General features: G+C 73.3%; 19 protein-coding genes. 12 read left to right on the forward strand and 7 right to left on the reverse strand.

Features of this window, described 5'->3' with window-relative positions; translation table 11 throughout:
* Positions 1-183 precede the first annotated feature (183 nt).
* Complete coding sequence (locus SYYSPA8_RS21480) at positions 184-411, reverse strand: hypothetical protein (protein ID WP_323448882.1); 228 nt, start codon at positions 409-411, stop codon at positions 184-186.
* Between the two features lie 155 nt (positions 412-566).
* Between SYYSPA8_RS21480 and SYYSPA8_RS21485 the strand changes: the two genes are divergently transcribed.
* Together SYYSPA8_RS21485 and SYYSPA8_RS21490 are read left to right on the forward strand one after the other, a co-directional pair.
* Complete coding sequence (locus SYYSPA8_RS21485; RefSeq protein WP_323448883.1) at positions 567-1676, forward strand: helix-turn-helix transcriptional regulator; 1110 nt, start codon at positions 567-569, stop codon at positions 1674-1676.
* A 196-nt stretch (positions 1677-1872) separates the two neighbouring features.
* A complete protein-coding gene (locus tag SYYSPA8_RS21490) occupies positions 1873-2604 on the forward strand; it encodes an alpha/beta fold hydrolase (RefSeq protein WP_323448884.1) in 732 nt (243 codons plus the stop codon).
* Positions 2605-2611: 7 nt separating this feature from the next.
* On the opposite strand, the gene SYYSPA8_RS21495 is transcribed toward SYYSPA8_RS21490, so the two are convergent.
* Together SYYSPA8_RS21495 and SYYSPA8_RS21500 are read right to left on the reverse strand one after the other, a co-directional pair.
* On the reverse strand, positions 2612-3385 hold the full coding sequence (locus SYYSPA8_RS21495) for a phosphotransferase (RefSeq protein WP_323448885.1): 774 nt from the start codon (positions 3383-3385) through the stop codon (positions 2612-2614).
* 581 nt (positions 3386-3966) lie between these two features.
* Positions 3967-4560, reverse strand: a complete 594-nt coding sequence (locus SYYSPA8_RS21500) for a TetR/AcrR family transcriptional regulator (protein WP_323448886.1) — start codon at positions 4558-4560, stop codon at positions 3967-3969.
* A gap of 99 nt (positions 4561-4659) precedes the next feature.
* Here SYYSPA8_RS21500 and SYYSPA8_RS21505 point away from each other — a divergent pair, with 99 nt between their 5' ends.
* On the forward strand, positions 4660-5868 hold the full coding sequence (locus SYYSPA8_RS21505; protein ID WP_323448887.1) for an MFS transporter: 1209 nt from the start codon (positions 4660-4662) through the stop codon (positions 5866-5868).
* A gap of 140 nt (positions 5869-6008) precedes the next feature.
* Here the strand turns inward: SYYSPA8_RS21505 and SYYSPA8_RS21510 are convergent, their stop codons facing one another.
* On the reverse strand, positions 6009-7097 hold the full coding sequence (locus tag SYYSPA8_RS21510; RefSeq protein ID WP_323448888.1) for a methyltransferase: 1089 nt from the start codon (positions 7095-7097) through the stop codon (positions 6009-6011).
* Positions 7098-7262: 165 nt separating this feature from the next.
* On the reverse strand, positions 7263-8504 hold the full coding sequence (locus SYYSPA8_RS21515) for an MFS transporter (protein ID WP_323448889.1): 1242 nt from the start codon (positions 8502-8504) through the stop codon (positions 7263-7265).
* A gap of 490 nt (positions 8505-8994) precedes the next feature.
* On the opposite strand from SYYSPA8_RS21515, the gene SYYSPA8_RS21520 reads away from it, so the two are divergent.
* From SYYSPA8_RS21520 to SYYSPA8_RS21555, 8 genes are all read left to right on the forward strand, one after another.
* On the forward strand, positions 8995-9234 hold the full coding sequence (locus SYYSPA8_RS21520) for a hypothetical protein (RefSeq protein ID WP_323448890.1): 240 nt from the start codon (positions 8995-8997) through the stop codon (positions 9232-9234).
* Between the two features lie 139 nt (positions 9235-9373).
* Entirely contained in the window at positions 9374-10378 is a 1005-nt protein-coding gene (locus SYYSPA8_RS21525; protein ID WP_323448891.1) for an NAD-dependent epimerase/dehydratase family protein, read from the forward strand.
* 7 nt (positions 10379-10385) lie between these two features.
* Entirely contained in the window at positions 10386-11657 is a 1272-nt protein-coding gene (locus SYYSPA8_RS21530) for a glycosyltransferase family 4 protein (protein ID WP_323448892.1), read from the forward strand.
* Positions 11658-11760: 103 nt separating this feature from the next.
* Positions 11761-12603, forward strand: a complete 843-nt coding sequence (locus tag SYYSPA8_RS21535) for a class I SAM-dependent methyltransferase (protein WP_323448893.1) — start codon at positions 11761-11763, stop codon at positions 12601-12603.
* An 86-nt stretch (positions 12604-12689) separates the two neighbouring features.
* Positions 12690-13964 (forward strand): aminotransferase class V-fold PLP-dependent enzyme, encoded by a 1275-nt coding sequence (locus tag SYYSPA8_RS21540; protein WP_323448894.1) that lies wholly within the window; start codon positions 12690-12692, stop codon positions 13962-13964.
* Positions 13954-15261, forward strand: coding sequence for a cytochrome P450 (locus tag SYYSPA8_RS21545; protein ID WP_323448895.1), 1308 nt, complete (start codon positions 13954-13956; stop codon positions 15259-15261). Before SYYSPA8_RS21540 ends, SYYSPA8_RS21545 begins: the two co-directional genes overlap by 11 nt.
* A gap of 526 nt (positions 15262-15787) precedes the next feature.
* Positions 15788-16594 carry a carbonic anhydrase gene (locus SYYSPA8_RS21550; protein ID WP_323448896.1) on the forward strand — a complete coding sequence of 269 codons (807 nt, stop codon included), beginning with the start codon at positions 15788-15790 and terminating at the stop codon, positions 16592-16594.
* A 238-nt stretch (positions 16595-16832) separates the two neighbouring features.
* Positions 16833-18065, forward strand: coding sequence for a cytochrome P450 family protein (locus SYYSPA8_RS21555; protein WP_323448897.1), 1233 nt, complete (start codon positions 16833-16835; stop codon positions 18063-18065).
* Positions 18066-18191: 126 nt separating this feature from the next.
* On the opposite strand, the gene SYYSPA8_RS21560 is transcribed toward SYYSPA8_RS21555, so the two are convergent.
* The gene (locus SYYSPA8_RS21560; RefSeq protein ID WP_407706048.1) at positions 18192-19436 is read right to left on the reverse strand and encodes a S8 family peptidase; all 1245 of its coding nucleotides are present in this window, start codon (positions 19434-19436) and stop codon (positions 18192-18194) included.
* A 626-nt stretch (positions 19437-20062) separates the two neighbouring features.
* On the opposite strand from SYYSPA8_RS21560, the gene SYYSPA8_RS21565 reads away from it, so the two are divergent.
* Positions 20063-20668, forward strand: coding sequence for a dihydrofolate reductase family protein (locus SYYSPA8_RS21565; RefSeq protein ID WP_323448898.1), 606 nt, complete (start codon positions 20063-20065; stop codon positions 20666-20668).
* A 63-nt stretch (positions 20669-20731) separates the two neighbouring features.
* Here SYYSPA8_RS21565 and SYYSPA8_RS21570 read toward each other — a convergent pair whose 3' ends face one another.
* Positions 20732-25042 carry a glycosyl hydrolase family 18 protein gene (locus SYYSPA8_RS21570; protein ID WP_323448899.1) on the reverse strand — a complete coding sequence of 1437 codons (4311 nt, stop codon included), beginning with the start codon at positions 25040-25042 and terminating at the stop codon, positions 20732-20734.
* Positions 25043-25476: the final 434 nt, after the last annotated feature.

Genomic DNA, 25476 nt, shown 5'->3' on the forward strand with positions numbered 1-25476 from the left:
CCGCCGGTCCGGGCATCGGCGGGACGACGGCGGGGTGCCCCCGTGGCCGGGCCCCGACCCGGGCCACGGGGGCTCCCCTTGCGCACGGCCAGCGGCAGCGGCTCCCGGCCGCTCCTCCCCCACGGCGGGCCGGGTACCTCTGGCCGGGGTCCCGCCCCGGGCGGAGGGCGGGGACCCGGAACGTCATGGTCGGCCGAGGGTCAGCGAGGAGGCGTAGTCGGCGGCGTTGCCGTCGCGGCAGGACCGGGGCCCGACGAAGGTGTAGGAGGCGCCTCTGAAGAAGAAGTCGTTGTTCACCGTCGCCGGCGGCACCCACCGGAGCTTCCGGCCCCGGGTCTTCTCGCCCTGGCCGGAGCGGGCGTGGGTGAGGGCCGCCAGGGTGGCGGCGGTGCGCTGGATGCTCCGGTCCATGGATCGAGTCAACTCCTCCGTGGCGTGCGACGGGTGAAGGGGGTGCCGGCACCTCCCGGAGGCCGGGGGGCCAGGACCGATCCTGTCCGGCGGGGGTGGCCGAGGACATCCCATCTTTGTGGGAGCGCGGCGGGAGCCGGTCGTATGATATTCGGATGGCTTCGTTCCGTGAGACCGAACGCAGACTGCTCGCCGACCTCGCCGAACTCGCGGGCGCCCCCCTTCCGTTGGCGGAGTTCTTCCGGCAGGTGAACGGGTTACTGCGGCCCGTCATCGGATTCGACGCCGGCTGCTGGCACGGCGCCGATCCGGTCACGGGCTTCCTCACCTCGACCGTCGCCGACGGGCTCCCCGCCGTCGGCTTCGAGCGGGCCGCGCGGCTGGAGCTGTGGTCCGACGACTCCACCCGGTTCACGTCCCTGAGGGCGTCGGGACGGCTCGCGCACGGCCTGCACCTGGTCACCGGAGGGCGCCCGGAGCGCAGCGTCCGCTACCGCGAACTCCTCCACGACCTCGCGTTCGAGGACGAGTTGCGGATCAATCTGGACCTCCATGGCGGGCGGTGGGGGGCCGCCGCCCTGATGCGGGCGGCGGACTCCGGCCCGTACGGCGAGCGCGAGGTACGGCTCGCGGAGCGCGCGGCCCGCGCCATCGCCGCGGCGATGCGCCGGTACGCGATGCCCGGGGCGGGCCCGGAGGCCGGGACCGTCCCGCCCGCCGTCCTGGTGATCGGGCCCACCGGGCGGCTGGTGACGGCTGATCCCTCGGCGCAGGCGCTGCTCGCGGCGCTCTCCGAGGAGATCCGGCGGCCGGCCGGGGTGCCGACGGCCGTGGTCGTCGTCGCGGAGCGGGCCCGGGCCAACGCGGTCGCCGGGCGGGCCGGGACGCCCGCGTCGGCCCGGCTGCGCGGGCCGGACGGTGTCTGGCTCTCGCTGCACGCCTCCCTGCTCGACGGCCGCCCCGACGGCTCCGTGGCCGTGGTCGCGCAGCCCGCGTCCCCCACCGAGGTCATGCCGCTCACGCTGCTGGCGCACCGGCTGACCGACCGGGAGCGGGAGGTGGCGCTGCACACCGTACGGGGCAGCAGCACCCGCGAGATCGCCCTGGCGCTGTTCCTCACCCCGGCCACCGTGCAGGACCATCTGAAGTCGGTCTTCGCCAAGACCGGGGTGCGCAGCCGGCGGGAGCTGGTGGCGCTGCTGACGGCTCCGCACGCGGCGACGGTGGGGCTGCCTCCGGCGGCCGTGGCGGCGGGGGTCCGGTGAGCGGCGGGGCATGCCGGGTGCGGTCCTCCTGACCGAAACGCCGTCGGGAACATGTCCGGGACGCACCCGGGGCGCACTCGGGACACGCCCGGTGAACTGGTCGCGCATCAGGACAGTTTCCGTCCTATTGGCGTTCTAGTCTCGGCACATCGGCGGGTGGCGAGGCCATCCGCGTTCCACGGATCAGGGAGTTCCCATGGCTGTTCTCGTACTCGTCCCCGGTGCCTACCTCGGCGCGTGGGCCTGGGAGGAGACGGCCCGCGCGCTGGAGGGGCGCGGGCACACCGCGCTGCCGCTGACCCTGACGGGGCTGGCCGAGCGGGCGGGTGACGCCACGCCGGCGACGGATCTGGACACGCATGTCGCGGACATCACCGGCTTCGTGGAGGGGCTGGGCGTACCGGAGGTCACCCTCGTCGCCCACAGCTACGGGGCGGCTCCGGTGACCGGGGCGGCCGCGCGGCTCGGCGGGCGCGTCGCGCGGGTCGTCTACGTGGACAGCGCGCCCTTCGCGGAGGGCCTGCGGGTGCTCGACCTGATGCCGCCCGAGGACGTGGAGGCGATGCGGCGGCAGGTCGCCGAACGGGGCGACGGGATGCTGCCGGCGCCGTCCCCCGAGAAGCTGGGTGAGGCGGGCAGCCTCGACGGGCTGGGCCCGGACCGGCTGGAGCAGCTGCGCGCGCGGGCCACCGCGCAGCCGTTCGGCACGTTCGAGCGGCGGCTGAGCGGGCCGGCCGAGCCGGGGCCCGGCGTGGACCGGGTCGTGGTCGCCTGCCACGACTTCCAGGCGCTGCTGGCGGCGGCCCCGCCGATGCTGGCGTTCCTGAACCAGCCGCCGTGGCGGCGCTTCGACCTGGCGACCGGGCACTGGCCGATGCTGTCGGCGCCCGCGGAGCTGGCCTCGGTCCTGGACCGGGCCCTCTCCTGACCCGCTCTCAGCGGGGTACGGGCGGGCCGAGCCGGTCGCGGACGCCGGCCAGCCCGGAGGCGACGGTGTCCTCGTCACCGGTGTCGAGGCCGTGGGTGACTTCGTACCAGGGGCCCAGGCGGTGCCAGAGCAGGGCGCGGGCGCGCAGTCGCGGGGTGAGCGGGTAGCGGGCGGCGAGTCCGTCGGCGAACGCGCCGGGTGCGGTGTGCAGGGCCCAGGCGAGGTCGACGGCGGGGTCCCCGATGTGGGCGTCGCCGAAGTCGATGACTCCGGTGAGGTGTCCGCCGTCGGCCAGCAGGTGTTCGGGGCCGAGATCGCCGTGGACGAGGGTGTCGGCGGGCAGCGGGGGTACGGCGTCGAGCAGTTCGGCGGCGGGTCCGCGCAGCGCGGCGGGGAGCAGGGGCAGCACCCGGGTGCGGAAGTCGCCGGTCTCCGCCGTGCGTTCGGCGCGGACGGCGTCGGCATCGGGGACCCCGTGGCGGACGGCGGTGGCGGTGTCCGCCGTGTGCAGGGCGCGCAGGAAGTCCCCGAGGCGCCGTCCGTCGGCCGCGGTCGGCCCGTCGAGCGGTGTGCCGGGGACCAGGAGGTGCCGGACGGCGTGCGGTTCGCCGGGGACGGGTTCGGGCACGGGGACGGTGAGCGGGAGGCGGGGGGCGAGCCAGGGCAGCAGACGGGTCTCGGTACGGAGGCGGGCCGCGACCTCGGGGCGGCGCGGGCGGCGTTCCACCCAGCGGCCCGTCAGCCGTGCCTCGCTGTCCCAGCCCTCGGGGAAGACGGTCACCGGGGTGATCGTGGCCGTCGGGGGCGGCCGCGTCCACCGGTTTTCCGGCCCGGGGCGGGCGGCGCCGGGTTCGTGGCAGGGTGAGGAGCCGTGTCGGGGCGCGGGGTCGTGCGCGGTCGGCCCCGTAGGGCGGGTGGGGCCGCCGACCGCCATCCGCCGGTGCCCGGACCGGGCGGGATGTGACGGCAGGTCACCCGGGCGGCGACACCGGAACGGGGGCACCCGAACGGGTGCGTCCTGGCCCCCGGCGGCGGCAGGAGCGTCGGTATCACGCCGGGTCGCAGGTGGTGGGGCCGCCCGGCGCGGCGGACGCGGCGGGGCCGGAAGGCGTCGGCGGGGCGGAACCGAACCCCCCGGCTGGGCGGACGGCCCGTCGGCGGAGCCGGATCGTCCGGTGAGGCGCGGCGGGGCCACCGAGACGGAACGACCCGGCCGGGGCCGCTGAGCCGGAGCCACCCAGCCGGTGCCGCTGAGTCGGGGCCACCCAGCCGGTGCCGCCGACGAGATCCGGCCATCAGCCACCGGCCCGTGGCCCGTGGCCCGTGGCCGACCTCGCAGGGCGTCACCGGCGGCCCGGGCGGTCACCGGACGCCGGACGCCTCCGCGACCGCGCCGTCGATCCACGCGCACAGATCGTCCAGTGCCCCTTCGGCGCGCTCCGCGTCCCCGGTGGCGAGGTAGTCGCCCTGGAGCCCGGAGAAGGCCGCGTTCAGCAGGGTGGCCTTGAGCAGGGCATCCCTCTCCGACAGGCCCCGGCGCACCAGGCAGGACGCGACGAACTCGGCCCGGCCCCGGACGAACGCCGGTTCGGGCACGGGCAGCCGGCCCGCCGCGGCGAGACCCTCGATCTCCCGGATCAGCCGGGTCATCGCCCGTTCACCGGGCCCCAGGTTGCGCCGCCAGGCCGAGCGGACGAGGGAGCTGACGCTCACGGACGGGTCCTCCCACCCCTCGGTGGAGCGCAGCGCCTCGTGCTGCCGCTCGTCCAGGCGCCGCAGTACGGCGGTGAGCAGCGCGCCCTTGTCGGCGAAGTGGTGGGTGAGCACCCGGGTGCTCTGGCCGAGGGCGTCCGCGAGGCCGCGGAAGGTGAAGGAGCCGATTCCGGTCTCCGCCAGCTGGGCGATGACCGCGTCGAGCACCTCACGGCGGCGTTCAGGGTTGGCGGTTCTGGGCATGGTGTCGCGGCCTCCTCGAAGTCCCCACATTCTCCCAGCCGCGTTAGGGAAACATCTGTTACCTTTATTCGGGTGCGCTCTTCCACTCTTCTCCGACCTGTGTGGCTGTACGCCCTGACCCTGGCCGCCTTCGCGGTGCAGACCGACGACTTCATCATCGTCGGGGTGCTCCCGGAGATCTCGGCGGATCTCGGCGTCCCCGAGACGGCGGCGGGCCAGCTCGTCACGGTCTACTCGCTGATCTACGCCCTCACGGCCCCGCTGTGGGCCCTTCTGCTCTCCCGGATCTCCCGCCGGGCCGCCCTTCCCGTCGCGCTGGGGGTCTTCGGGGCCGCCAACTTCGCGGTGCTGCTGGTCGACGGCTTCGCCGCGCTCATGGCGCTGCGCGTGGTCGCGGCCCTCGCGGCGGCGGTGGTGCTGCCCGCGGCTCTGGCGGCGGCCAACGCGGCGGCCCCCGAGGGCCGGCGGGGCCGCTATCTGGCCACGGTGATGACCGGTCTCACCGGGGCGATCCTGCTCGGTGTCCCGGCCGGCACCTGGATCGGGGCCGCCGCCGGCTGGCGGGCGACCTTCGTCTTCGCGGGCGCGCTGGGCCTGGTCGCGCTGGTCCTGGTCATGACGACCGTGCCGGACACCGCCACCGGACCCGCCGCGGGCGCGGGGGAGCCGGGCCGGGCCCGCGATCTGGTCCGGCCGCTGCTCAACGGGACCGTCTCGCTGATCCTGGTCGCCACCGTGCTGACGGTCGCGGGGAACCTGGCGTTCCAGACCTATCTGGCGCCCTATCTCACCGATCTCGCGGGGGTGACACCACGGGTCCTCGCGGTGCTGCTGGTCTGCTCCGGTGCCGGTGGCATCCTCGGTACGCAGCTGGCGGGCCGGCTGGTCGACCGGTACACGCCGCTGCGGGCGCTGATCATCGCCGGGTCGGTGTTCTGCGCCGCGATGCTCGCGCTCGTACCGCTGTGGGCGAGCCGGCCGGTCCCGGTCTGGCTGGTGGCGGTGGTGCTGACGGTGTGGTCGGCCTCCGCGTGGGCGGTGCCGCCGAGCATTCAGGCCCTGATGCTGGTCCGGGTGGGCGACCGGGCCGCTTCCCAGGCGATGGCGGTGCACAGCAGTTCCGCCTATGTCGGTGCCGCGCTGGGCGGGGCGCTGGGCGGGGCGGCGGTCGCGGTCGAGCCGGGGATCATTCCCGTGGCCGCCGCCGTTCTGGTGGCGCTGGGGCTGGGGGCGTCGATCCAGGCGGCCCGCTCGCCCGCCCGGGCGGCACCGGGCCCGGCCGCGCAGGAGGAGAGCCGGTGCGTGTGACGGCGCACCGCCGGCGCGTGGCCGGGCCGGCGGCCCGCCGTGCGGGGTTCACTCCCCCGCGCGGCGGGCCGCCGCGGTCCGCCCGGAGCCCCGGGCGGCCGGTCCGGGGTCCCGGGCGGTCAGTCCGGGGTCCCGGGCGGTCAGTCCGCCGGGGCGAACTCGATGAGGTGCAGGCCCGGTTCCGGGGCCGGGGTGGTGGCGGTGAGCCTCAGTCCGGCCGCCTCGCCCAGGGCGCGGAACTCCTCCTCCGTCCGCTCCCGGCCGCCGAGCAGCACCAGCATCGCGAGATCGCGGCGGCCGACGGCCAGTGGCCCGGCCGCCGCGTCACCGGTGTCGGCGCGGATCCGGTCCACCACCAGCACCCGGCCCCGTCCGCCCGCCGCCCCGGCGCAGCCGCGCAGCACCCGGACGCACTCCCGGTCGGGCCAGTCGTGCAGGACGTGCGCCAGCAGATAGGCCCCGGCGCCGGGCGGCAGCGGCTCGAAGAAGCTGCGGCCCACCATTTCGGCGCGGGAGACGACCCCGGGCCCGGCGGCGGCGATCTCCCGGGTGGCGCGTTCCACGGTGCGGGGCAGGTCCACGAGCACCCCGCGCAGGTGCGGATGGTGCTCCAGGAGGGTGACGAGGGTGGTGCCGGTGCCGCCGCCGATGTCGGCCACCCGGGTCACGGAGGACCAGTCCCAGGCCCCGGCGAGCCAGGGGCCGAAGCCGTCGGCGTGCACCGCCATGGCCCGGTCGAACGCCTCGCCCAGGGCGGTGTCGCCGTCCAGGCTGGCCCAGAACGGCAGACCGTGGTGGCGTTCCCAGGCGGGTCCGCCGGTGCGTACGGCGTGCAGCAGCCCGGGGACGGCCCGGTCGCCGGTGCGGGCCCAGGCGTCGTCCTGGTCCAGGAAGCGTGCGGTGCGCGAGGGGTGACGGGAGGTCAGCACCTGACCCAGCGGCGTCAGCCGGTAGGTGTCGCCGGTGCGGGCCAGGACGTCGAGGTCGGCCAGATAGCGCAGCAGCCGTTGCAGGGCCCCGGGGTCGGCTCCGGAGCGCGCGGCCAGCTCGTCCGGGCGGTGGTTCCCCTCCTCGATCAGGTCGAACAGGCGGAGGGTGACCGCGGTCCGCAGGGCCCAGGGGGTGAACAGGGTCGCCAGGCGGGCGACCCGCTCCACGGCGGATGCCTCCGGCGCCGGTGCGGCCGGGGCCTCGGCTTCCGGGGCCGGATGCTCGGTGTCGTTCATCATGTCGTCCTTCCCGGAGTGCCCGGTGGGGTGCGGAGTACGGGGTACGGGGAGACTCGGGCCGCTGCGGCGGGGCGCGGGCGGGCCCGCGGCGCGGTCCGGGACCGGTGGCGGCCGGCGGGCCGGCCTCCCGGAGTACGGCCGACGGGTCGTACGGCGGGCGGTGGTTCATCCGTCCGCCCCGAGGTCGTCCGGGTGCCGTTCGGTCAGCCGGGCCAGAGCGGCGAGGCTGATCAGCGCGGCGCCGGCGACGAGGCCGGAGACCGCCCAGACCGAGCCGGTCGCCGCGATCAGCCGGTCGGCCGCGGCGGGGGCGAGCGCTCCGCCCGCCATCACCCCGGTGTTGAACGCCAGGGCCACGGCGGTGAAGCGGTAGCGGGTGGTGAACAGGCCCGCGAGATAGGCCCCCAGCGGCCCGGAGTAGACGGCGTAGACGAGCATCGACAGGGCGAAGGCGACGGTGATCAGGGCCGGTTCGCCGGTGCGCAGCAGCCAGATCAGCGGGACCGCCCACAGCCCGCACAGCACCGCGCCGGTCACGCAGACCCGGCGCCGGCCGAGCCGGTCGGAGAAGGCGGCCGCGAGGAATCCGGTCACGGCCTGGACGGCGAGGGAGATCAGGGCGGCCCGGAGCATCACCGCGTCGGGGACGTCCAGGACCGTGGTGCCGTAGGAGAGCGCGAAGGTCTGGGTGACGAAGTAGAGGACGTTCCCGACGAGCAGGGCGGCGATCGCGAGGGCAAGGGTGGCGGGCTGCCGCCGGAGCACCTCGGCGAGCGGGACCCTCAGGGCCCGTTCGCGGGCGTGGACGGCGGCGAAGACGGGACTCTCGGCCACGGACAGCCGTATCCAGAGGGAGATCACCACCAGGACCGCCCCGGCCAGGAAGGGGATCCGCCACCCCCAGGAGGCGAACCGGTCCTCGCCGAGGAGCGCCGTGAGCGAGAGAAAGGAGAGATGGGCGAGAAGCGCCCCGAGTGAGGCGCCGACGCCGGGGAAGGCGGAGTAGAGACCTCTTTTGCGCGGGGGCGCGTACTCCACTGCGAGAATCGTCGCGCCCATCCCTTCGCCACCGAGTGCGATGCCCTGTGCCATCCGCAGGAGAATCAGCGCGAGCGGCGCGAGAAAACCCAGCGTCGCATATCCGGGCAGAATGCCGACAAGAAAAGTGGATACACCCATCAGCGCAATGGAGACCACGAGCACGGACGTGCGTCCGCGACGGTCTGCGAAATGCCCGAAGATCAGTGCGCCGAGCGGTCTCATAACAAAGGCGACACCGATGGATGCGAAGGCGGTCAGGGTGGCCGCCGCATCTGACATGCCCGGGAAGAAGACATCCGGAAAGATCAGCACCGAGGCCAGGGCATAGATAAAGAAGTCGAAGTACTGGATGGTGGTGCCGACCATCCCGACCAGGGCTATCCGCCCCGGGCCGGCCTCCTCCGGGGGGAGCTGACGCGCTCCGTCTCGCCATCCCAAAACTCACCCCCCTGCTTCCTTCTCAGGTTTTCGGTCAGGGGAAAAACAGAAGCCATTGAAACATGCATGCCACAGGCAAGCAACACCCGGACTTCTTCCCGCGCCAGCCGTCCTGAAACCTGCGCTAAGAGTTTTTCAGGCCAGTCGGGGAAGCATTCTCGCCAAGATGATTCATGTCGCCACATCCGTCACTCCTGTCACTCTGATCATTGACTCACTCGTTGACGTTGTGCAGTCTGAATGTGGATCGAGGTTCATTTCACATATGAGGAATGGGAGTACCGGGAAGTATCGGAACCGACCTCGATGACAAATTCCCGGGCCCCGGTCATCGGATTGCCCAATTACCCGTACGGGATGTTCGGCAATGCCTGTGACCGGTCCCGGGGGGACTCCCTTCCTGGGATTGGAGAGCACGATGGAGAATTCCTGGACGCCGGAGCACGCCCAGTGGGCGCCGGCCGGCTGGGCCCCGGCCCAGTGGGCCCCCGCCCACAGTCAGTGGGCTCCGGCCGGGTGGGCGCCTGCGCAGTGGGCACCCGCGCACAGCCAGTGGGCACCCGCGGGCTGGGCGCCCGCGCAGTGGGCACCGGCCCAGTGGGCACCCGCCAACGGCACGGCGGCGGCGGACGAGTACCGGCTGGTCCGGCTCGGCTGACGCCCCTCCCCCGTGGCGCGGCCGCCGCACCCCCCGGCGCGGCGGCCGCGCCACCCCGCGGCACCCGCGCCGCGCCACCCCATACCACCGATCGACCCACCGCGCACCCCACCGATCGTCACACCGTGGAGGAGTGAGAATGACCCATCGCGACATCCTGGTCACCGGCGGCGCCGGCTTCATCGGACGGAACATGATCCGGGGCCTGCTCGACGACGGATACACGATCACCTCGCTGGACAACTACAAGATCGGCGGCTGGGAGCACGTGCCCGCCTCCCTCCGCGATCACGTGGAGTGGGTGGAGGGCGACACCCGCGATCTGGAGCTGCTCACCAAGACCGTCCGGGGCAAGGACGCCGTGCTCCATCTCGCCGCCCCCTCCTCCTTCCTGATGTACGAGGAGGACCCGGTGGACGGCGCGTCCGTCACCACGCACGGCTTCCTCAACGTCCTGGAGGCGATGCGCCGGGGCGATGTCGGCAAGCTGGTCTACGCCAGCACCAGCGCGGTCTACGAGGGCAACCCGGTCCCGTACACCGAGGGCATGGAGCTGGCGCCGCCCGACCTGAAGGCCCTCTCGAAGAAGTGGAACGAGGAGGTCGCACGGCAGTACAGCGAGCGCTACGGCATGACGGCCATCGGGATGCGGCCGTTCAGCGTCTACGGGCACGACGAGTTCAGCAAGGGCGGCTACGCCAATGTGATCTCCCTCTTCGTCTGGGCGGTCCTGCACGACGTGACCCCGGTCGTCTGGGGCGACGGCCGCCAGACCCGGGACTTCATCTATGTCGAGGACGCGGGCCGCGCCTTCCAGCGGGCGCTGGAGTGCGAGCTGCCGACGCAGGAGTTCAACGTCGGCACCGGAGTGGAGACCACGTTCTCCGAGGTGCTCGCGATGATCGGCGAGGAGCTGGGGCGGCCCGTCGCCCCCCGGTACGTGGACGTGCCCATCGCCATCTACGCGGAGCGGCTGTGGGCGGACATCACCCGGGCCCGGGACGTCCTCGGCTTCCGGCACCGGATCGACGTACGGGAGGGGGTGCGCCGGGTGATCGAGGCCGCCCGCGCGGCCCGGACCTCACCCCGCTGGAACACCCTGGGCGCGGCACAGATGTACTTCGAGACACTGCCGCGCGGCTGAGCCGCCCATGACCACGATCCTGGCCCTGACCGACTCCCCCGACGACATCCGCCGGTTCTGCCCGCCCGGGGACACCCTGCTCTTCACCACCCGGGTGCTGCCCCCCGGCGACCACGGCTACGAGCACTTCGAGGCCGGCTACCGGGCCCTCAAGGCCTCCTGCGACCTGTCCACGGTCGACCTGGTGATCGCCGAGTACGTCGAATCGCTGCCGCTGCTGTGGTTCATGCGGCGGGACGGCTACTCCTGTCCGGCGCTGATGATCCCGCACACCAACCCCTATCCCCTGCACATCCTCTGCTACTTCCTGCTGATCGCCGAGGAGTCGCACCCCGCCGACCTGGTCATCTGCGGATCGCCGCACGCGTGCCGCGCGTACGAGCACCTGACCGGGATCCGGGCCGAGCCGATCTGCACCTTCGGCATCAGCGAGGTGTACCGGCCCGCCGACCGGGCCGCGTGCCGCGCCGAGCTGGGGCTGCCGCAGGACGCCACCGTCCTGCTCTACACCGGCAGGTTCATGAACGACAAGGGGCTCGACCCGCTGCTCGAAGGGTACGAGCTGCTGCGCCGGCAGGACCCCCGGGTCCTGCTCGCCCTGTCGACGACCCATATCGACCCGTCCTACTACAACCGGCTGGCGCCCCGGCTGCGCGACGCCGTCGTCTTCCACCGGCTGGAGAAGGAGCGGACGGCCCGGCTGTACGCGGCGGCCGACGTGTTCGTCTCCGGGGCCACCAGCGTCTTCGAGACCTACGCGAAGTCCGCGCTGGAGGCACTGGCCTGCCAGGTCCCGGCCGTCGTCCCGCGCTGGGACGGCTTCCCGCACTACGTGGGCGACCACAACGGCGGGCTCGTGGACGTGGTGTACCGCGACGAACCCCACTCCAGTCCGTACGAGTTCGCCCGGATGGACACACGGCACTTCGCCGAGGTCTGCCGCCGGGTGCTGGAGCGGCGGCCGGTGCCCACCGGGGTGGCGGACTGGGCCCGGTACGAGCACACCATGACGGTCCTGCCCGGGGTGGTGGAGCGGATGGCGCGGGCCGGACGGAGCACCGGGCCGCCGTCGCCCGCCCGGCCCATCGACCCGGAGCGCCACCCCGCGTCCGTACGGAACGTGCTGCGCCACTACGGCCTCGACCGCCCCGGCGACCCCCTGCGGAAGGCGGACCGGCTGGGCCTGCTCGGCCAGCGCGAACCGGGCGAACGGGGCCTGCTGCGCGCACTCCACCACGATCTCTTCGGGGTGATGGACGCGGAGCGGCAGACCGTGTGACGGCAGGAGGGCCGTCCGGCAGGCAGTCGGTCCGACGACAGGCAGACCATCTGACGGCTCCGGACCGGGCGGGTGTCCGGTCCGGGGCGACGGGAGGATCCCCATGGGGCGGCGACGGCCGCGCGGCGGCATGCCCGCCGTGTTCGACGGTGTGTCACAGCGCTACGACCGCGACGGCGTGGAGTTCTTCGGCCCGGCGGGCGAACGGCTCGTCGCGCTCACCGGGATCGGGCCCGGCGAATGGGTGCTGGACATCGGCTGCGGCCGGGGTGCCGTGCTCTTCCCCGCCGCGCGGGCCGCCGGGCCCACCGGCCGGGCCGTGGGCGTCGACCTGGCGCCCGGCATGGTCGAGGCCACCCGGCACGAGGCCGCGCTGCGCGGGCTGGTCCAGGTGACGACCCAGGTGAGGGACGGTCAGGACCCGCCGTTCCCCGCCGGTTCCTTCGACGCCGTCACCGGGGGCATGAGCATCCATATGCTCGGCGACCTGCCCGCCGCCTACCGCGCCTACCACCGGCTGCTGGCACCCGGCGGCAGGCTCGGACTGTCCGCTCCCGCCACGGTCACCGAACCGGAGCCGGAGGTCTTCGGACTGGCCTCCGTGGCCCGGATGGCGGCCGACCACGACACGGGCAGCGGGGTCTACCCGTACACCCCGGCCTTCGGCGGACCGGAGCGGGTCCGCGCCGAACTGACCGCCGCGGGCTTCCACGACGTCCGGGTCCACCGGGAGACGGGGCTGCTGACGGCCGCCGACCCCGCGGCCCTGCTGCGGTGGACCTGGGGCCACGGGATGCGGCTGCTGTGGGAGCGGGTCCCGCCCCGGCTGCGCCCCGGGTACGAGCGGCTGATCACCTCGGAGGCGCGGCGGCGGAGCACATCGCCGGAGCGGACGGTACTGCGGGTCCCCCTGCTGTACGTGATCGCGCGCCGGGACCCGCTCTGACGAACCGGGACGGGGGCGCGCCGGGCCCGCGCCGGCCGCCCCCGTCCCCGTACCACCACCGACAACTCCTCAAGGAAGGAGGCACGATGAGCATCGACACCACCGCCGCCGGGGCGCCCGCGCACGGCACTCCCGGCGCGGACTGGGACTGGGCACGGCGGCAGTTCGACCTGGATCCCGACTATGTGCATCTGGCGCTGTCCCTGCTGGCGCCCCATCCGCGTCCGGTGCGCGAGGCGATAGCCCGGCACCGCGGGCTGCTGGACCGCAATCCGGCGCTCCACTTCCACCGGCGCGACGAACAGGTGCGCCGGGTGCTGGAGCGGGCCGGGGCCCATCTGGGGGCGGAGCCCGACACGATCGCCCTCACCGAGAGCACCACCGCCGGTCTCGCGGTCGTCATCACCGGGCTGCGGCTCGCTCCCGGCGACGAGATCCTGAGCACCGTGCACGAGCACTACGCGGCCCGTGAGCTGATCCGTTTCAAGGCGGCGGCGGACGGCGCGTCCCACCGTACGCTGCGGCTCTACGACGACCCGGCCCGTGCCGATGCCGACGCGATCGTGGACGCGGTCGTGCGGGGCATCGGCGCTGCCACCCGGCTGCTCGTCCTGACCTGGGTGCACTCGGGTACGGGGGTGAAGCTGCCGCTGGCCCGGATCGGCGCCGCCGTGGCCCGGGTCAACGCCGGCCGGCCGCCCGGCCGTGAGGTCCTGATCTGCGTCGACGCGGTGCACGCCCTGGGGGTGGAGGACTTCGGGGTCACCGGCCTCGGCTGCGACTTCCTGGTGGCGGGCTGCCACAAGTGGCTCTTCGGGCCGCGCGGGACCGGGGTGGTGTGGGGCAGTGCCCGGGGCTGGTCGGCGGTGCGGCCCATCGTCACCTCCTTCGACGTGGAGGTGTTCTGGCCGTGGTATCTCGGCCGTGACCCGGACGCCGAGGCGCCGGCCGCCCGGCGGTGCAGCCCCGGGGGCTTTCCCGCGTTCGAGCACCGCTGGGCGCTGGCGGAGGCGTTCGACTTCCAGCTGACGCTGGGCAAGGCGCGGGTCGCGGAACGGATCGCGGAACTCACCGGGTACTGCCGGGAGCGGCTGGCCGGGCTCGACGGCGTCGTCGTGCGCACCCCGGCGGACCCCGCGCTGCGGGCGGGCATCGTCTGCTTCGACGCCGTGGGGCGCGATCCCGCCGAGGTGGTCGCCGCGCTGGAGCAGGAGCGGATCATGGCCGGGCAGACCCCGTACCGCGACAGCGCCGTCCGGTTCTCCCCGGGGGTGCTGAACTCGGCCGGGGACATCGACCGCGCGGTCGGCGCCCTGGCGGGGATCCTGCGTACCGCTCCGGGGAGGTCCGGTGCGCACTGACGGGCGGGGCGGTGCCCCGGGGCCGCCGGTGTCCCTCGCCCTCGCCGACCAGGACCCCACGCACGCGGCGCTGATGGGGTGGTGGGCGTTCATGCGGGAGCACGCGCCGGTCCACCATGACTCGGCGCTCGGCTACTGGCATGTCTTCCGGCACGAGGACGCGGTGGCGGTCCTCGGCGACCACCGGCTCTTCTCCTCCGATCTGCGGTCGCTGATACCGCAGCCGGAGGCGTTCGCGACGGTGGCGCGGGGCGCCTTCCTCGGCTTCGACCCGCCGCGCCACCAGCAGTTGCGCACGCTGGTGAGCAAGGCGTTCACCCCCCGGCTCGTGGCGGGTCTCGCGCCCCGGATCGAGCGGATCGCAGGGGAGCTGCTGGACGCGCTGGGCGGGTCGGGGCGGACCGAGTTCATCGAGGACTTCGCCTATCCGCTGCCGCTGGCGGTCATCGCCGACGTCCTGCGGATCCCGGTCGTCGACCGGGCCCGCTTCCGTGTCTGGTCGGAAGCTCTCTTCTTCCAGGGGCGGGGCGATGAGCCGGTGCTCGTGGCGACGCCCGCGATGCTGGCGACGGTGGAGCCCGCCATCGCGGAGATGAACGCCTACTTCCTGGACATCATCCGCGAGCGGCGGGCCCGCCCCGGGGACGATCTGATCAGTGTGCTGACCGGGGTGAGCGAGGGCGGCGCGCGCCTCGCCGACGAGGAGATCCTCGGGGTGTGCGGCTTTCTGCTGGTCGCCGGGCACATCACCACCACGATGCTGCTGAGCAGCGCCCTGCTGCTGCTGGCGGACCGGCCCGGGGAGACGGCCCGGCTGCGCGCGGATCCGGCCCTGCTGGGGACGGCCGTGGAGGAAGTGATGCGCTACCGGGGGCAGTTGCCGGCGGCGCCGCGCCGGACGACCGCGCCGGCCGTGGTGGGCGGGGTCACCATCCCGCCGGACGAGATCGTCATGGTCTGGCTGGCCTCGGCCAATCTGGACGAGCGGGCCTTCGCCCGGGCGGACTCCTTCGACATCGCCCGTACGCCGGGCCGGCATCTGGCGCTGGGCCGGGGCATCCACTACTGCCTGGGCGCCGCGCTGGCCCGGCTGGAGCTGACCGTCGCGCTGCGGGTCCTGCTGCGCAGGTGGCGGGAGTTCGCGGTGGACGGGCCGGTGGTCTTCGAGGACCCCCGGCACACCATCGGGGCCAAGCGGCTGCCGCTGCGGGTGGAGTGGGCGGTACGGGAGGGGGAGGCGAGCGGCGGCGGCGGGGCGTCCGGGGTGTCCGGTGCGTCGAAGCGGCCGTCGGCGTAGGCGGTACCTCCGGCTGCCGTACCACCGGCCGGCGCCCGGCCTGCCCCGGACCGGTACTTCTTCCGGTCCGGGGCGGGCCCAGCAGGCGTCAGGCGTCAGGCGTCAGGCGTCAGGCGTCAGGCGTCAGGCGTCAGGCGTCAGGCGTCAGGCGTCAGGCGTCAGGCGTCAGGCGTCAGGCGTCAGGGATGAACGACTCCGCCCAGGTGGTGAACGCGGAATCGTCTCCGTGCCCGGGGTCGTCAGGGGGACCGGTGGCGCGGCGGCGTACGGGGACGGTCGCCGCCATCAGGCGCGGCGGGTCCGGTTCGCGGCGGGGCAGGAGCAGATCACAGGGCGGAGGGTAGCCGGTGCCCGCCGGGCGGACAAGCACCGGGATGGCCCCGCGGGTGGCCGCCGGTGGGGGGAGGCGGGATTCCAACTCCCCGGTGACCTGCGGGTGATGAGAGACCTTTCATGAAGATGAACAGATTGTCATAAGAATGTGAAGACGAGCTTCGAACATGATCGCGGCTCTACCTTCCAGGCCATGACAGCGAACCATGAGCGACTTCACCGTGACGAACCGACGACGGGCCGGATGACGGACCGCATGACGGACCGGGGGCCGGGCGACGGCTCGGGACGCCGCAGTGTGCTGCGCGCGGCGGTCGGCGGGGCCTCGGTCCTCGGTGCCATGGGCGCCGTGGGCGTCCTGGGCGCCGGTGCGGCCACGGCCGCGGCCCACCCGTCCGCGTCACCCCCACCGTCGGCCCATACCCCCCGCGTCGCACTCCAGACCCTCCTGGAGGGCAACCGCCGCTGGCGCACCCTGCGTCAGCGTTACCCCAACCACGGCACCGCCGCCCGGCAGCGGGCGATCGCCGGGCAGGCCCCGTTCGCGATCGTGCTCGGCTGTGTGGACTCCCGGGTCCCGCCGGAGCTGGTCTTCGACCAGGGGCTCGGGGACCTGCTGACCGCGCGTTCGGCGGCCGGCGTGCTCGACGAGGCCGTCGTCGGCAGCGTCGAGTACGGGGTGCTGGCCCTCAACATCCCCCTGATCGTGGTCCTCGGCCACGAGTCCTGCGGTGCGGTCAAGGCCGCCATCGAGGCGGAGCAGACGGGGCAGCCCCTGCCCGGCAGCATCCAGTACCTGGCCGAGCGAATATGGCCCGCGATCGACCACGGCCAGGTGGGCGACGCCCGGGTGCGGGCCACGACCGACGCGCAGGCCCGGCTCGTACGGGACCAGCTGGCGGCAAAGCCCGACCTCGCGCCCCGGGTCGCCGACGGACGGCTGTCCGTGGTCGCGGCCCGCTACGACCTCACCGACCAGGGAGTGCGGCTGCTCCCCTGACCGGTGACCGCCGATGACCGGTGACGCGGTGGCGAGGCGGTGCGGCCGGCCCGTACCGCCTCGCCCCGTGGGCACATCGCCCCTTCGGGGGGATATCCCCCCGTCCGGCACCCTTGGTTCGCCGGACGGGGTCCCGCACAATGACAGATGGGCCCTCCGCGGGACGACAGGTCCCGGGCGCCCGGCGGGTGAGGGCCCGGCACGAGCGTCAGCGACCACTCCGTCAGGAGGCTCCGCCATGACCGGCGCGAAGACCAGCCACACCCCGGTGCTCGACAGCGGCGGCGGGGACCGGCTCTACGCACAGCTCCACGAACTCCGTTCCGCGGGCCCTGCCGTACAGGTCCGCCTGCCGGAGGGAGTCGTCGCCTGGTCCGTCACCCGGGGGGACGTCGTGCGCCGGCTCGCGGCGGACCCCCGGCTCTCCCGGGACGCCCGGGGTGTCTGGCCCGGATACCGGCCGGGGAAGGTCGCCTGGCTCTCCGTCTGGGTCGACATGCGGTCCATGGCGACGAGCGAGGGAGCGGAGCACACCCGGCTCCGGAAGATGCTCGGCCCCCTCTTCTCCCCGCGCCGGCTGGACGGGCTGCGCATCCGGGTGGAGGCCATCGTCGCCGCGCTCCTCGACCGGCTGGCGGCCGGGGCACCGGGGGAGCCGGTCGACATCCGGGCCCATTTCACCGACGCGATCCCGGCGCGGCTGATGTGCGACCTGTTCGGGGTCCCGGACGACCTGCGGCCCGCGCTGCTGGAGGCGATGGGCGTCGCCCTGGTCACCGGCATCGACGCCGAGACGTCCCGGCGGCACGGGAGCGAGACCCACACCGCTCTGGAGGATCTGGTCGAGGCCCGGCGGGCGACGCCCGGCGACGATCTGACGAGTCTGCTGCTGAGCGAGCACGAGGGCGACCGGCTCACCGAGAAGCAGGTCATCTCCACCCTCAATCTGATGATCGGCGCGGGCACCCAGACCACCGTCGCCCTGCTCACGCACGCCATCCACGAACTGCTGCGGCACCCCGCGCAGCTCGCGGCCGTCCGGGCGGATCCGGCCGGCTGGCCCGAGGTCGTGGAGGAGACCCTGCGGCTCCATCCGCCGGTGGTCCATCTGCCGCTCCGGTTCGCCCGGGAGGACGTCGACCTGGGCGACGGCTGTGTGATCGCGGCCGGGGACGCCGTCATCCTCGGTTTCGGCGCGGCGGGCCTGGATCCCGCCGTCCACGAGCACGCCGAGGACTTCCACATGGACCGTGCCGACAAGGCGCACCTCGCCTTCGGGCACGGCATCCACTTCTGCCTCGGAGCGCCGCTCGCCCGGATGGAGGCGCTGGTCGCGCTGCCGGCGCTCTTCGACCGCTTCCCCCGGCTGGCGCTCGCGGAGCCGGACCGCGTCCCGGTGCCGCACACCTCCTTCATCGCCAACGACTTCGACCGGCTGCGGGTGCTGCTCGACGGCCCGCCGGCGGCGTGACGACCGCCTGACCTCATGCCCCCGTAGCCGCGCGGCCGGTGCGGGAGGCGACAGCGAGCCGCCGGACCGTCGGGGAGCGACGGTCCGGCGGCGTTCGGTGTGTCAGCCGGTGGGCCGGCGGGTGGGTCAGCCGGTGATGTTCAGCAGGCGGTTGGGCGAGCCCGGGCCGGGGTTGGTGACGACGCCGGTGCTGGACGCCGCCACCAGCGCGGCGGAGACCTGCGCCGGGGTGGCCGCCGGGTTCGACGTCAGGTAGATCGCGGCGGCGCCGGCGGCGTGCGGGGCCGCCATCGACGTACCGGAGATCGTGTTGGTCGCCGTGTCATTGGTGTGCCAGGCCGAGGCGATGGAGCTGCCCGGGGCGAAGAGGTCCAGGACCGCGCCGTAGTTGGAGAAGCTGGACCGGGCGTCCGTGCTGGTGGTCGAGCCGACCGTGATCGCCTCGCCCACCCGCGCCGGGGAGAAGCCGGAGGCGTTGGCGTTGCTGTTGCCCGCCGCCACGGCCGTGGTGACACCGGCGGCGACCAGCCGCCGTACGGCCGTGTCGATGGTGGTGTTGGCGCCGCCGCCGAGGCTCAGATTGGCGACAGCGGGCCGGACCGCGTTCCGGGCCACCCAGTCGATACCGGCGACGACCTGCGCGGTGGTGCCGGAGCCACTGTTGTTGAGCACGCGGACGCCGACGATCCGGGCCCGCTTGGCGACACCGTAGGAGGCTCCGGCGACCGTGCCCGCGACATGGGTGCCGTGGCCGTTGCCGTCCTGGGCGACGTTGTCGTTGTCGACGGCGTCGTATCCGTTGAAGGCCCGCCCGCCGAACTCGCTGTGGGAGATGCGGACACCGGTGTCGATGACGTACGCGGTGGTGGCCGCGCCGGCGTGGTCCGGGTAGGTGTAGCTGCGGTTCAGCGGCAGCAGCTTCTGGTCGATGCGGTCCAGGCCCCAGGAGGGCGGGTTGGTCTGGGTCGCCTGGATACGGACGGTCTGGTCCTGCGCGACGGCGGCGACCGCCGGGTCGGCCGCCAGCTTCCTCGCCTGGGCCTCGGAGAGCTGGACGGCGTAACCGTTGAGCGCGGTGGTGTAGGTGCGCTTGATCTTCGCGCCGTACTCCCTGGCCAGCGCCCTGCCCTCGGCGGAACCGGCCCGCACCTGGCTGTCGCGGAGGGTGACGATATAGCTGTTCTTGATGGCGCCGGGCGCCCCCGCGTCGACGATGCGGCCCTCGCGCGCCTCGGGCGCGGTGGCGGCGGTCGCGGGGAGTGCGGTCATGAGCCCGAGCGTGAGGGCGCCCGCGACGGCGGCACCCAGCGGGGTGAGCAGACGCCGGCGGCGGACGGGGCTCGACTGACCGGTGTGACGCGTGAGTTCCATCTGAGGGTCCTCCTCGTTGCTGGTGCGGTGGGGGGAACCGGGGGCCTCCTTCGCCTGCGGTGACGACGAGGCCTACGGTCGTGTGGACATCAGGGCAGCTCAGGGCGCATGACGCGAGCATGTCAACCATGACCATGTCAATCTGCCGCTGACTCAAAGATTGTCGGTCGCATAGGAATTGCACAAGGGGCCGCACCCATGCGTCACATGGATGACACGTACACGCCATGAAACGCGGGTGGCGCCCGCCCCAAACGTGAGGTGCCCCACGAACACGCCGGATCCGGGCACTTGCGGGCGGCCCCGGGGGAAGCGGGAGGCGGCCGGGCTGCCCGGCTGCGAAGTCCTCCGGTACAGCCACAGCTGTCCGCGCCGGCGCACGGACCAGCCGGGCGCGCTCTCGCCCGGCTGGACGAGGCCCACTGACAGGGGCGCGGGAGAGGGGCGGGAGAGGGCGGGTCCGACACGGGGAGGTCCGGGCCCGGCCCCACCTGTGTCCCGGATCACAGCGGGGATGCGATGATCTTCCGGCGGCACGCCGGTCTCCCCTGCCGTACACACCGCAGCTTCGCGGTATCGCAACACATCTCGGATTCAGCACAAGGCACAGCAGGAGGAGCGTCGTCATGCGCATCGTGGTCAGTGAGTTCATCAGCCTGGACGGAGTGGTGCAGGCACCGGGCGGCCCGCAGGAGGACACCGATGGCGGCTTCGCCCACGGCGGCTGGTCGCACCCGTTCTTCGACCCGGAGGTGATGGGCGGCGCCATCGACGGGACCTTGAGGGCTGCCGACGCGCTGCTCTTCGGCCGCCGCACCTGGCGGACGATGGCCGACGCCTGGCCCGAGCGGGCCGGTGACCCCTTCGCCGACCGGATGAACGCGCTGCCGAAGTACGTGGTCTCCGGCACCCTGGAGGAGTCCGCGCTCACCTGGCACAACTCCCGGCTGATCCCCGCCGCCGACGGCGGGGCCCTGGACCGGATCCGCGAGCTGCGCGCCGGCGAGGGCGGGGACCTGCTGGTCATGGGGAGCCCCACCCTGGTGCGCGGCATGCTGGACGCGGGGCTGGTGGACGAGTTGCGGCTGATGGTCATTCCGGTGCTGCTCGGCGGCGGAAAGTCCATCTTCCCGAGCGGCGGCGCGCTGCGCCCGCTGGAGCTGGTCTCCGCCGAGACCGCGGGCACGGGCACGCAGGTGTGCGTCTACCGCCCGGCGGCCGGGCAGGAGTAGGCAGGCGCGAGGCCCGCCCGGACACGATGTCCGGGCGGGCCGTCAGCCCTTCCCCTGCAGGGGTCAGGCGACCTTGCCCAGGCGGGCCCAGGCGTTCTGCGGGTCGGCCGCGTCGGGCACGTTGCCCTTGGTCCAGAACTTGGCCTTCCAGTAGTACCCGCCGTACGAGACGACCGTGCGGGTCATCCCTCCCGGGTCGCCCGCGACCACCTTGGTCCCGGGGCTGATACCGCTGTTGCGCGGTTCCATGACGAAGCCGCCTGCCGACTTCAGGCCGTGCGGCCGGCCGTCGCCGGGAAGGGCCAGGGCCGGGTTCCCCTTCTCGTCGCTGAACTGCCACCGCTGTCCGGGGCTTTGGTCACAGGTGCGGACGGCCAGCTCGGCCAGCAGGCCGGTGGCCGTCAGGCACTGCTCCCGGCCGCTGGTGGCGCTCTTGATCAGCATCTGTCCCCCGCCGGCCGGGGTGATGTTCCACAGCTGGTTGGCGTTGCCGTTCTGCGAGTCGACCAGATGCGCGGTGGTCCAACTGCCGGGGTGGTCCAGGACATTGCCGCTGTTGACGTCCTGGATCTTCCAGCGGTCCCCGGTCTTCCAGAGCGCGAACGGCGCCCAGGCCGGGTTGTAGGTGCGGCCCGTGTCCCAGGGCGCGGCCTGGCAGGCGGGCCCGCCGCCGGTGGCCGGGGGTTCGACGGTGCTGGTGCCCCGGCGCCGGTCCTGGGTGAGTCCGTAGGTGGTGTCCCCGATCTTCGCGGTGAGGTTGGCGGGGCCGGTCAGCGGCAGGAAGTACTTGATCCCGATGTCGCGGGTGCCGCGCGCCGGCACGGCCTCGCAGTAGCCGAGCTTGATCGTCACGCGGTGGAAGTCGGCCTTCAGGCCGCCGGTGTTGGGCCCGCTGCGGCCCGGCTTCACCTCGTCCCTCATCTCCCGCCATGCCTCGTCCTTGAGCAGCGGCGGCGCGCTGGTGGGGATGTCGAAGGACAGCTCGGTCCCCGAGGGCAGCGGCCGGCCGCTGTTGTTGGTGATCCGCAGCTTGGGCTGCTGCGGCCACAGATCCCCCTCCGCGGTCGGATGGTCGGCGAACTCGACGGACACGTCGAGCACCTGGTCCGGCAGCGGGGTGGACCCGGCGCGCTGCGCCTTCGCGGGCCCCGAGCCGTGCAGGGCCCGGTCGATCCGGCTGGTCATGTCGTACCCCATGCGGTAGGTGCCGTCCGCGCCACGGGTGTAGTCGCCGGACAGCTCCCACATCATGACCCCGCCGATGCCGTTGGCCCTGATGTATCCGGTCTTGGCGTCGACGGACCGCTCGTCCTCGGTGGTGAGGAAGACCTTCTTCTGCGGGTTCCACAGCCAGCCCGCCTCCAGGGCGGGGCTGTAGTGGCTCTGGTAGGTGCCGGTGAGCCGGTTCTCGGGACGGGAGGCGTCGAGGCCGAAGGCGTCGAGATAGCCGGGGACGGTGCCGGCCTGGAGGTTCTTGGCGTGCCACAGCGGGTTCACGCCGGCGGCCACCTCCCGGCCCCTGCTGGTGTCGTGCCAGAGGTTGTCGATGCCGACCGCGCCGTTGCCGCAGGGGGTGCGGCTGCCGGTGCCGGGCTGGCACTGGCCCTGGTCGGGCAGGGGGGCCGTGCCCCACAGCCCGTCGGTGCCGCCCTGCACATCGCGCCAGCCACGGGTGTAGTACGGGATGCCGAGGTTGATCCGGCCGGGCTGGAGGGCGCCCCGGTAGTAGTGGTAGGCCCAGTCGATGTTGAAGTAGCCGGTGCGGTCGTACTCGGGGTTCTTCGCGCTGTCGTAGACCCCGGCCGCGGCCAGCTCGCCGTCCCGCCCGTCGTCGTACAGCGGTGCCTGCGGGCCGGCGTACTGGTTCCAGGAGCCGTGCAGGTCGTACGTCATGACATTGACGAAGTCCTGGTAGGCGAGGGCCTGTCCGCCGTCGTAGCCGCGCACCAGATGGCCGGAGGCGGAGGCGGCGGAGGTCAGCAGGTAGTAGCGGCCGCGTTCGGTGCCCGCCCGGTCGAGCTTCTCGCGCAGGGTCTTCATCAGCGCGTTGTAGCCGGCCTGGAGGCCCTTGCGGCGCGGGTTGGCGAGCGCCCAGTCGTCGGGGTTGCCGCTGTCGGGGACGGCGGTGGGGTACTCGTAGTCGATGTCGACCCCGTCGAAGGCGGCTCCGTAGCGGTCGAGGAAGGCGACCACGGAGTCGGCGAAGGCGTCGATGCCGGCCCGGTTGACCGAGCCGTCGGCCTGGGTGGCCATCTCGTAGAAGCCGCGGCTCTCGGTCCAGCCGCCCACCGCGATCAGCGATTTCACCTGCGGATGGCGCTTCTTGTACTTCGCGAGCTGGTTGAAGTGCCCCTGGTAGGCGAAGGCGGGGTCCATCTCGGCGCCTTCGACGCCGGGCCAGGTCATCCGGGTGGCCGGGTTGTTCGCGGCGCCCTCGTCGCCGATCGAGATCCGGTTCCCGGCGACGCCCGCGAAGGCGTAGTTGATGTGGGTGACCTTCGACCAGGGGATGTTCTTCACCAGATAGCGCGGCCGGCTGTTGGTGCCGTTGCGGGTGGCGTTGAAGTAGCCGACGATCCGCTTGTCGTGGCCGCCGCCGCCGAGCCATTCGCGCCCGGAGGTGTCGTACACGTCGCAGTAGCGGGCGTCGACGCCCGGGGTGGCGGCCATGCCGTCGGGGCGGCAGGCGGAGTGCGGCCCGGAGCCGGCCGGCTTGGGCGCGCGGTCGTCGGGGGCGCTGTCGAAGGGGTCACCGGCGTCGCCCGTGCCCGGCGTCGTCCCGGCGTCCCGCTGCCCCTGCCACCAGTAGGTGTTCATCTCCCGGAGCTGCGGGAACGGGTCGCCGTCCTTGTACTGGTCGACGGCGACGAAGTTGGGCTTGCGGCGGGCGGCCGTGGTGCAGACGTTCTCCGCCCGCTCCTTCAGCCGGGCGTTGTCCACCGCGGAGACGGGGGCGGTGGGCCACTGGCGGAAGTGGTTCATCATGAACAGCGGCCGGAACTTGCCCGAGGCGCGGGTGCTCAGCGGCCGACCGCCCCAGCGGGAGTAGCAGCCCCAGTCGGGCTCGCCGGCCGGGCTGCCCATGGACCAGTAGTTCTCCACCCGCCAGCGGGTGTCGAGCAGGAAGCCGAGCTTCTCCCGGTCCTGGTGCCCGGAGAAGATCAGCAGCCGCTTGTTCTTGGCGATCATGTCCTGGAGCAGCGGCCAGCCGTTGGTGTGGACGTTCCAGCCCTGCTTCAGCGCCGGGTCGGTGACCTGCTCGTCGTCGGGGACGAAGAGCAGGTCCCGGATACCGGGCACCTTGTTCAGGCCGTAGGTCTCGTAGTCCTGGTTGCTGAGGCTGCTCTGGTCCTCGATGAAGATCGAGACGATCTCCCTCGGGTTGGCGTCCAGGAAGCCCTTCACGGTGCTCAGCAGGGTGTCCAGGTTGTTGCGCTCGGAGATCGTCCCGGCGCAGCGGCCGCCGTGGCAGAGCGGGATCCGCCCGTCGACGACCGACTTGTTCACATCCGGCATCAGCCCCCGTACGCCGTCCGCGAGCTGCCGCGCCATCGAGTGCGGCTGGGCGGGAGGGTCGATGCCGTAGCCGTCCTCACTGTTGATCATCGCATTGTGCGTGGTGAGGTACGTCATGTGTTCCAGCGTCCGCCGGTCCTCCGGCGGCATCGGCTGCCGGGGCCACGCCAGCGGGGTGATGAACCACTCGGTGCCGATCCTGGGATCGGGTGTGACGGTGGTGTCGGCCAGCGTCTTCAGAGCCATGTGGGCCGTGCGCTTGTCGGCGTGGACCTCCCCGATGGAGACGAGCATGGAGTCACTGCCCGGTACGCCGATGCGGTACTCGTCCTCGGCGGGCGAGGAGACGCTCCAGACCGCCTTCGGGTCCGTGCACGGGCCGGGGACGGCGCCGACCGCGTCGTCCCGGACCACGCACTTCTCCGGCAGTTCCGCATTGCGCAGCAGATGGCCGCCGGTCGCGGCCTCGACCTGCCACGTCTGGTACTTGCCCTGCTCCTCGCCCGCCGCGGTCTGGGCCTCCAGCCACTCCCCGCGGTCACCGACCGGGCCGGAGAGCCTGCGGAACATGCCGAGCTGGGCGCCGTTGCGGATGTTCTGGATGTGGACCTTCTGGCCGGTGGGCAGGCCGGCGACGCCCGCCGCGGTCCGGGCGGTCGGGGCGGTCTTCGCCGGCTTCGCCGTCGCCGCGGCCGCCGGTGCTTCCACCCCCTCGGGGCGCTCCGGAGCGGCGGCCAGGGCCACCGGCACCGTACCGGCCAGCAGGGCGCCGGCCAGCAGGGCGATGATCCCGGTCCGGGACCCGGTCCCGGACCGCCCTCCCCCTACCGGTGTTCGTACGTGTGTGCTGTCTCCCACTCTGGGAACGCTCCTTGTCTCGTCGCTCGCTGTCGTCGGCCCGGCGGATTCCGCATGACCCCGACAACGGCAGAGCGTGCGAGGCCGGCATCGACGGATGATCAACGAACGATCAACGCCATGGTCAGGGGAGATGACTATGCCATAGTCAGGAGGAGTGACTATCCTCCGGGAGTGGGCCGGACGGAGGGCCCTGCTCAGGGGTGAAAGGTCAGCGGTCAGGGGGATCACCGGGTGATCGCCGGGTGATCGCCGGGCGCGCGGGACCACGGGGAGGGAAACCCCCGTGCCGGCGCCTGGTCCGGGCGGGTCGGCCCCCGAATCAGAGCCCTTCCTTCACCGTACGGATCACGGCCCGCGCCGGGGGACGCGCCGAGGGCCGGCCCCGGGTGCTGGAGCTGATCGGCCGGCCCTGAATGCGTGTTCGAGTGTTG

The sequence above is a fragment of the Streptomyces yaizuensis genome (assembly GCF_034961445.1).
Lineage (GTDB): Bacteria > Actinomycetota > Actinomycetes > Streptomycetales > Streptomycetaceae > Streptomyces > Streptomyces yaizuensis.

Bases quoted from the DNA above. Each gene is read 5' to 3' on its own strand.
- SYYSPA8_RS21510 (WP_323448888.1), bottom strand. From the start codon at position 7,097: ATGATGAACGACACCGAGCATCCGGCCCCGGAAGCCGAGGCCCCGGCC.
- SYYSPA8_RS21540 (WP_323448894.1), top strand. From the start codon at position 12,690: ATGAGCATCGACACCACCGCCGCCGGGGCGCCCGCGCACGGCACTCCC.
- SYYSPA8_RS21535 (WP_323448893.1), top strand. From the start codon at position 11,761: ATGGGGCGGCGACGGCCGCGCGGCGGCATGCCCGCCGTGTTCGACGGT.
- SYYSPA8_RS21525 (WP_323448891.1), top strand. From the start codon at position 9,374: ATGACCCATCGCGACATCCTGGTCACCGGCGGCGCCGGCTTCATCGGA.
- SYYSPA8_RS21500 (WP_323448886.1), bottom strand. From the start codon at position 4,560: ATGCCCAGAACCGCCAACCCTGAACGCCGCCGTGAGGTGCTCGACGCG.
- SYYSPA8_RS21565 (WP_323448898.1), top strand. From the start codon at position 20,063: ATGCGCATCGTGGTCAGTGAGTTCATCAGCCTGGACGGAGTGGTGCAG.
- SYYSPA8_RS21555 (WP_323448897.1), top strand. From the start codon at position 16,833: ATGACCGGCGCGAAGACCAGCCACACCCCGGTGCTCGACAGCGGCGGC.
- SYYSPA8_RS21550 (WP_323448896.1), top strand. From the start codon at position 15,788: ATGACAGCGAACCATGAGCGACTTCACCGTGACGAACCGACGACGGGC.
- SYYSPA8_RS21490 (WP_323448884.1), top strand. From the start codon at position 1,873: ATGGCTGTTCTCGTACTCGTCCCCGGTGCCTACCTCGGCGCGTGGGCC.
- SYYSPA8_RS21560 (WP_407706048.1), bottom strand. From the start codon at position 19,436: ATGGAACTCACGCGTCACACCGGTCAGTCGAGCCCCGTCCGCCGCCGG.
- SYYSPA8_RS21485 (WP_323448883.1), top strand. From the start codon at position 567: ATGGCTTCGTTCCGTGAGACCGAACGCAGACTGCTCGCCGACCTCGCC.
- SYYSPA8_RS21515 (WP_323448889.1), bottom strand. From the start codon at position 8,504: ATGGTCGGCACCACCATCCAGTACTTCGACTTCTTTATCTATGCCCTG.
- SYYSPA8_RS21520 (WP_323448890.1), top strand. From the start codon at position 8,995: ATGGAGAATTCCTGGACGCCGGAGCACGCCCAGTGGGCGCCGGCCGGC.
- SYYSPA8_RS21480 (WP_323448882.1), bottom strand. From the start codon at position 411: ATGGACCGGAGCATCCAGCGCACCGCCGCCACCCTGGCGGCCCTCACC.
- SYYSPA8_RS21530 (WP_323448892.1), top strand. From the start codon at position 10,386: ATGACCACGATCCTGGCCCTGACCGACTCCCCCGACGACATCCGCCGG.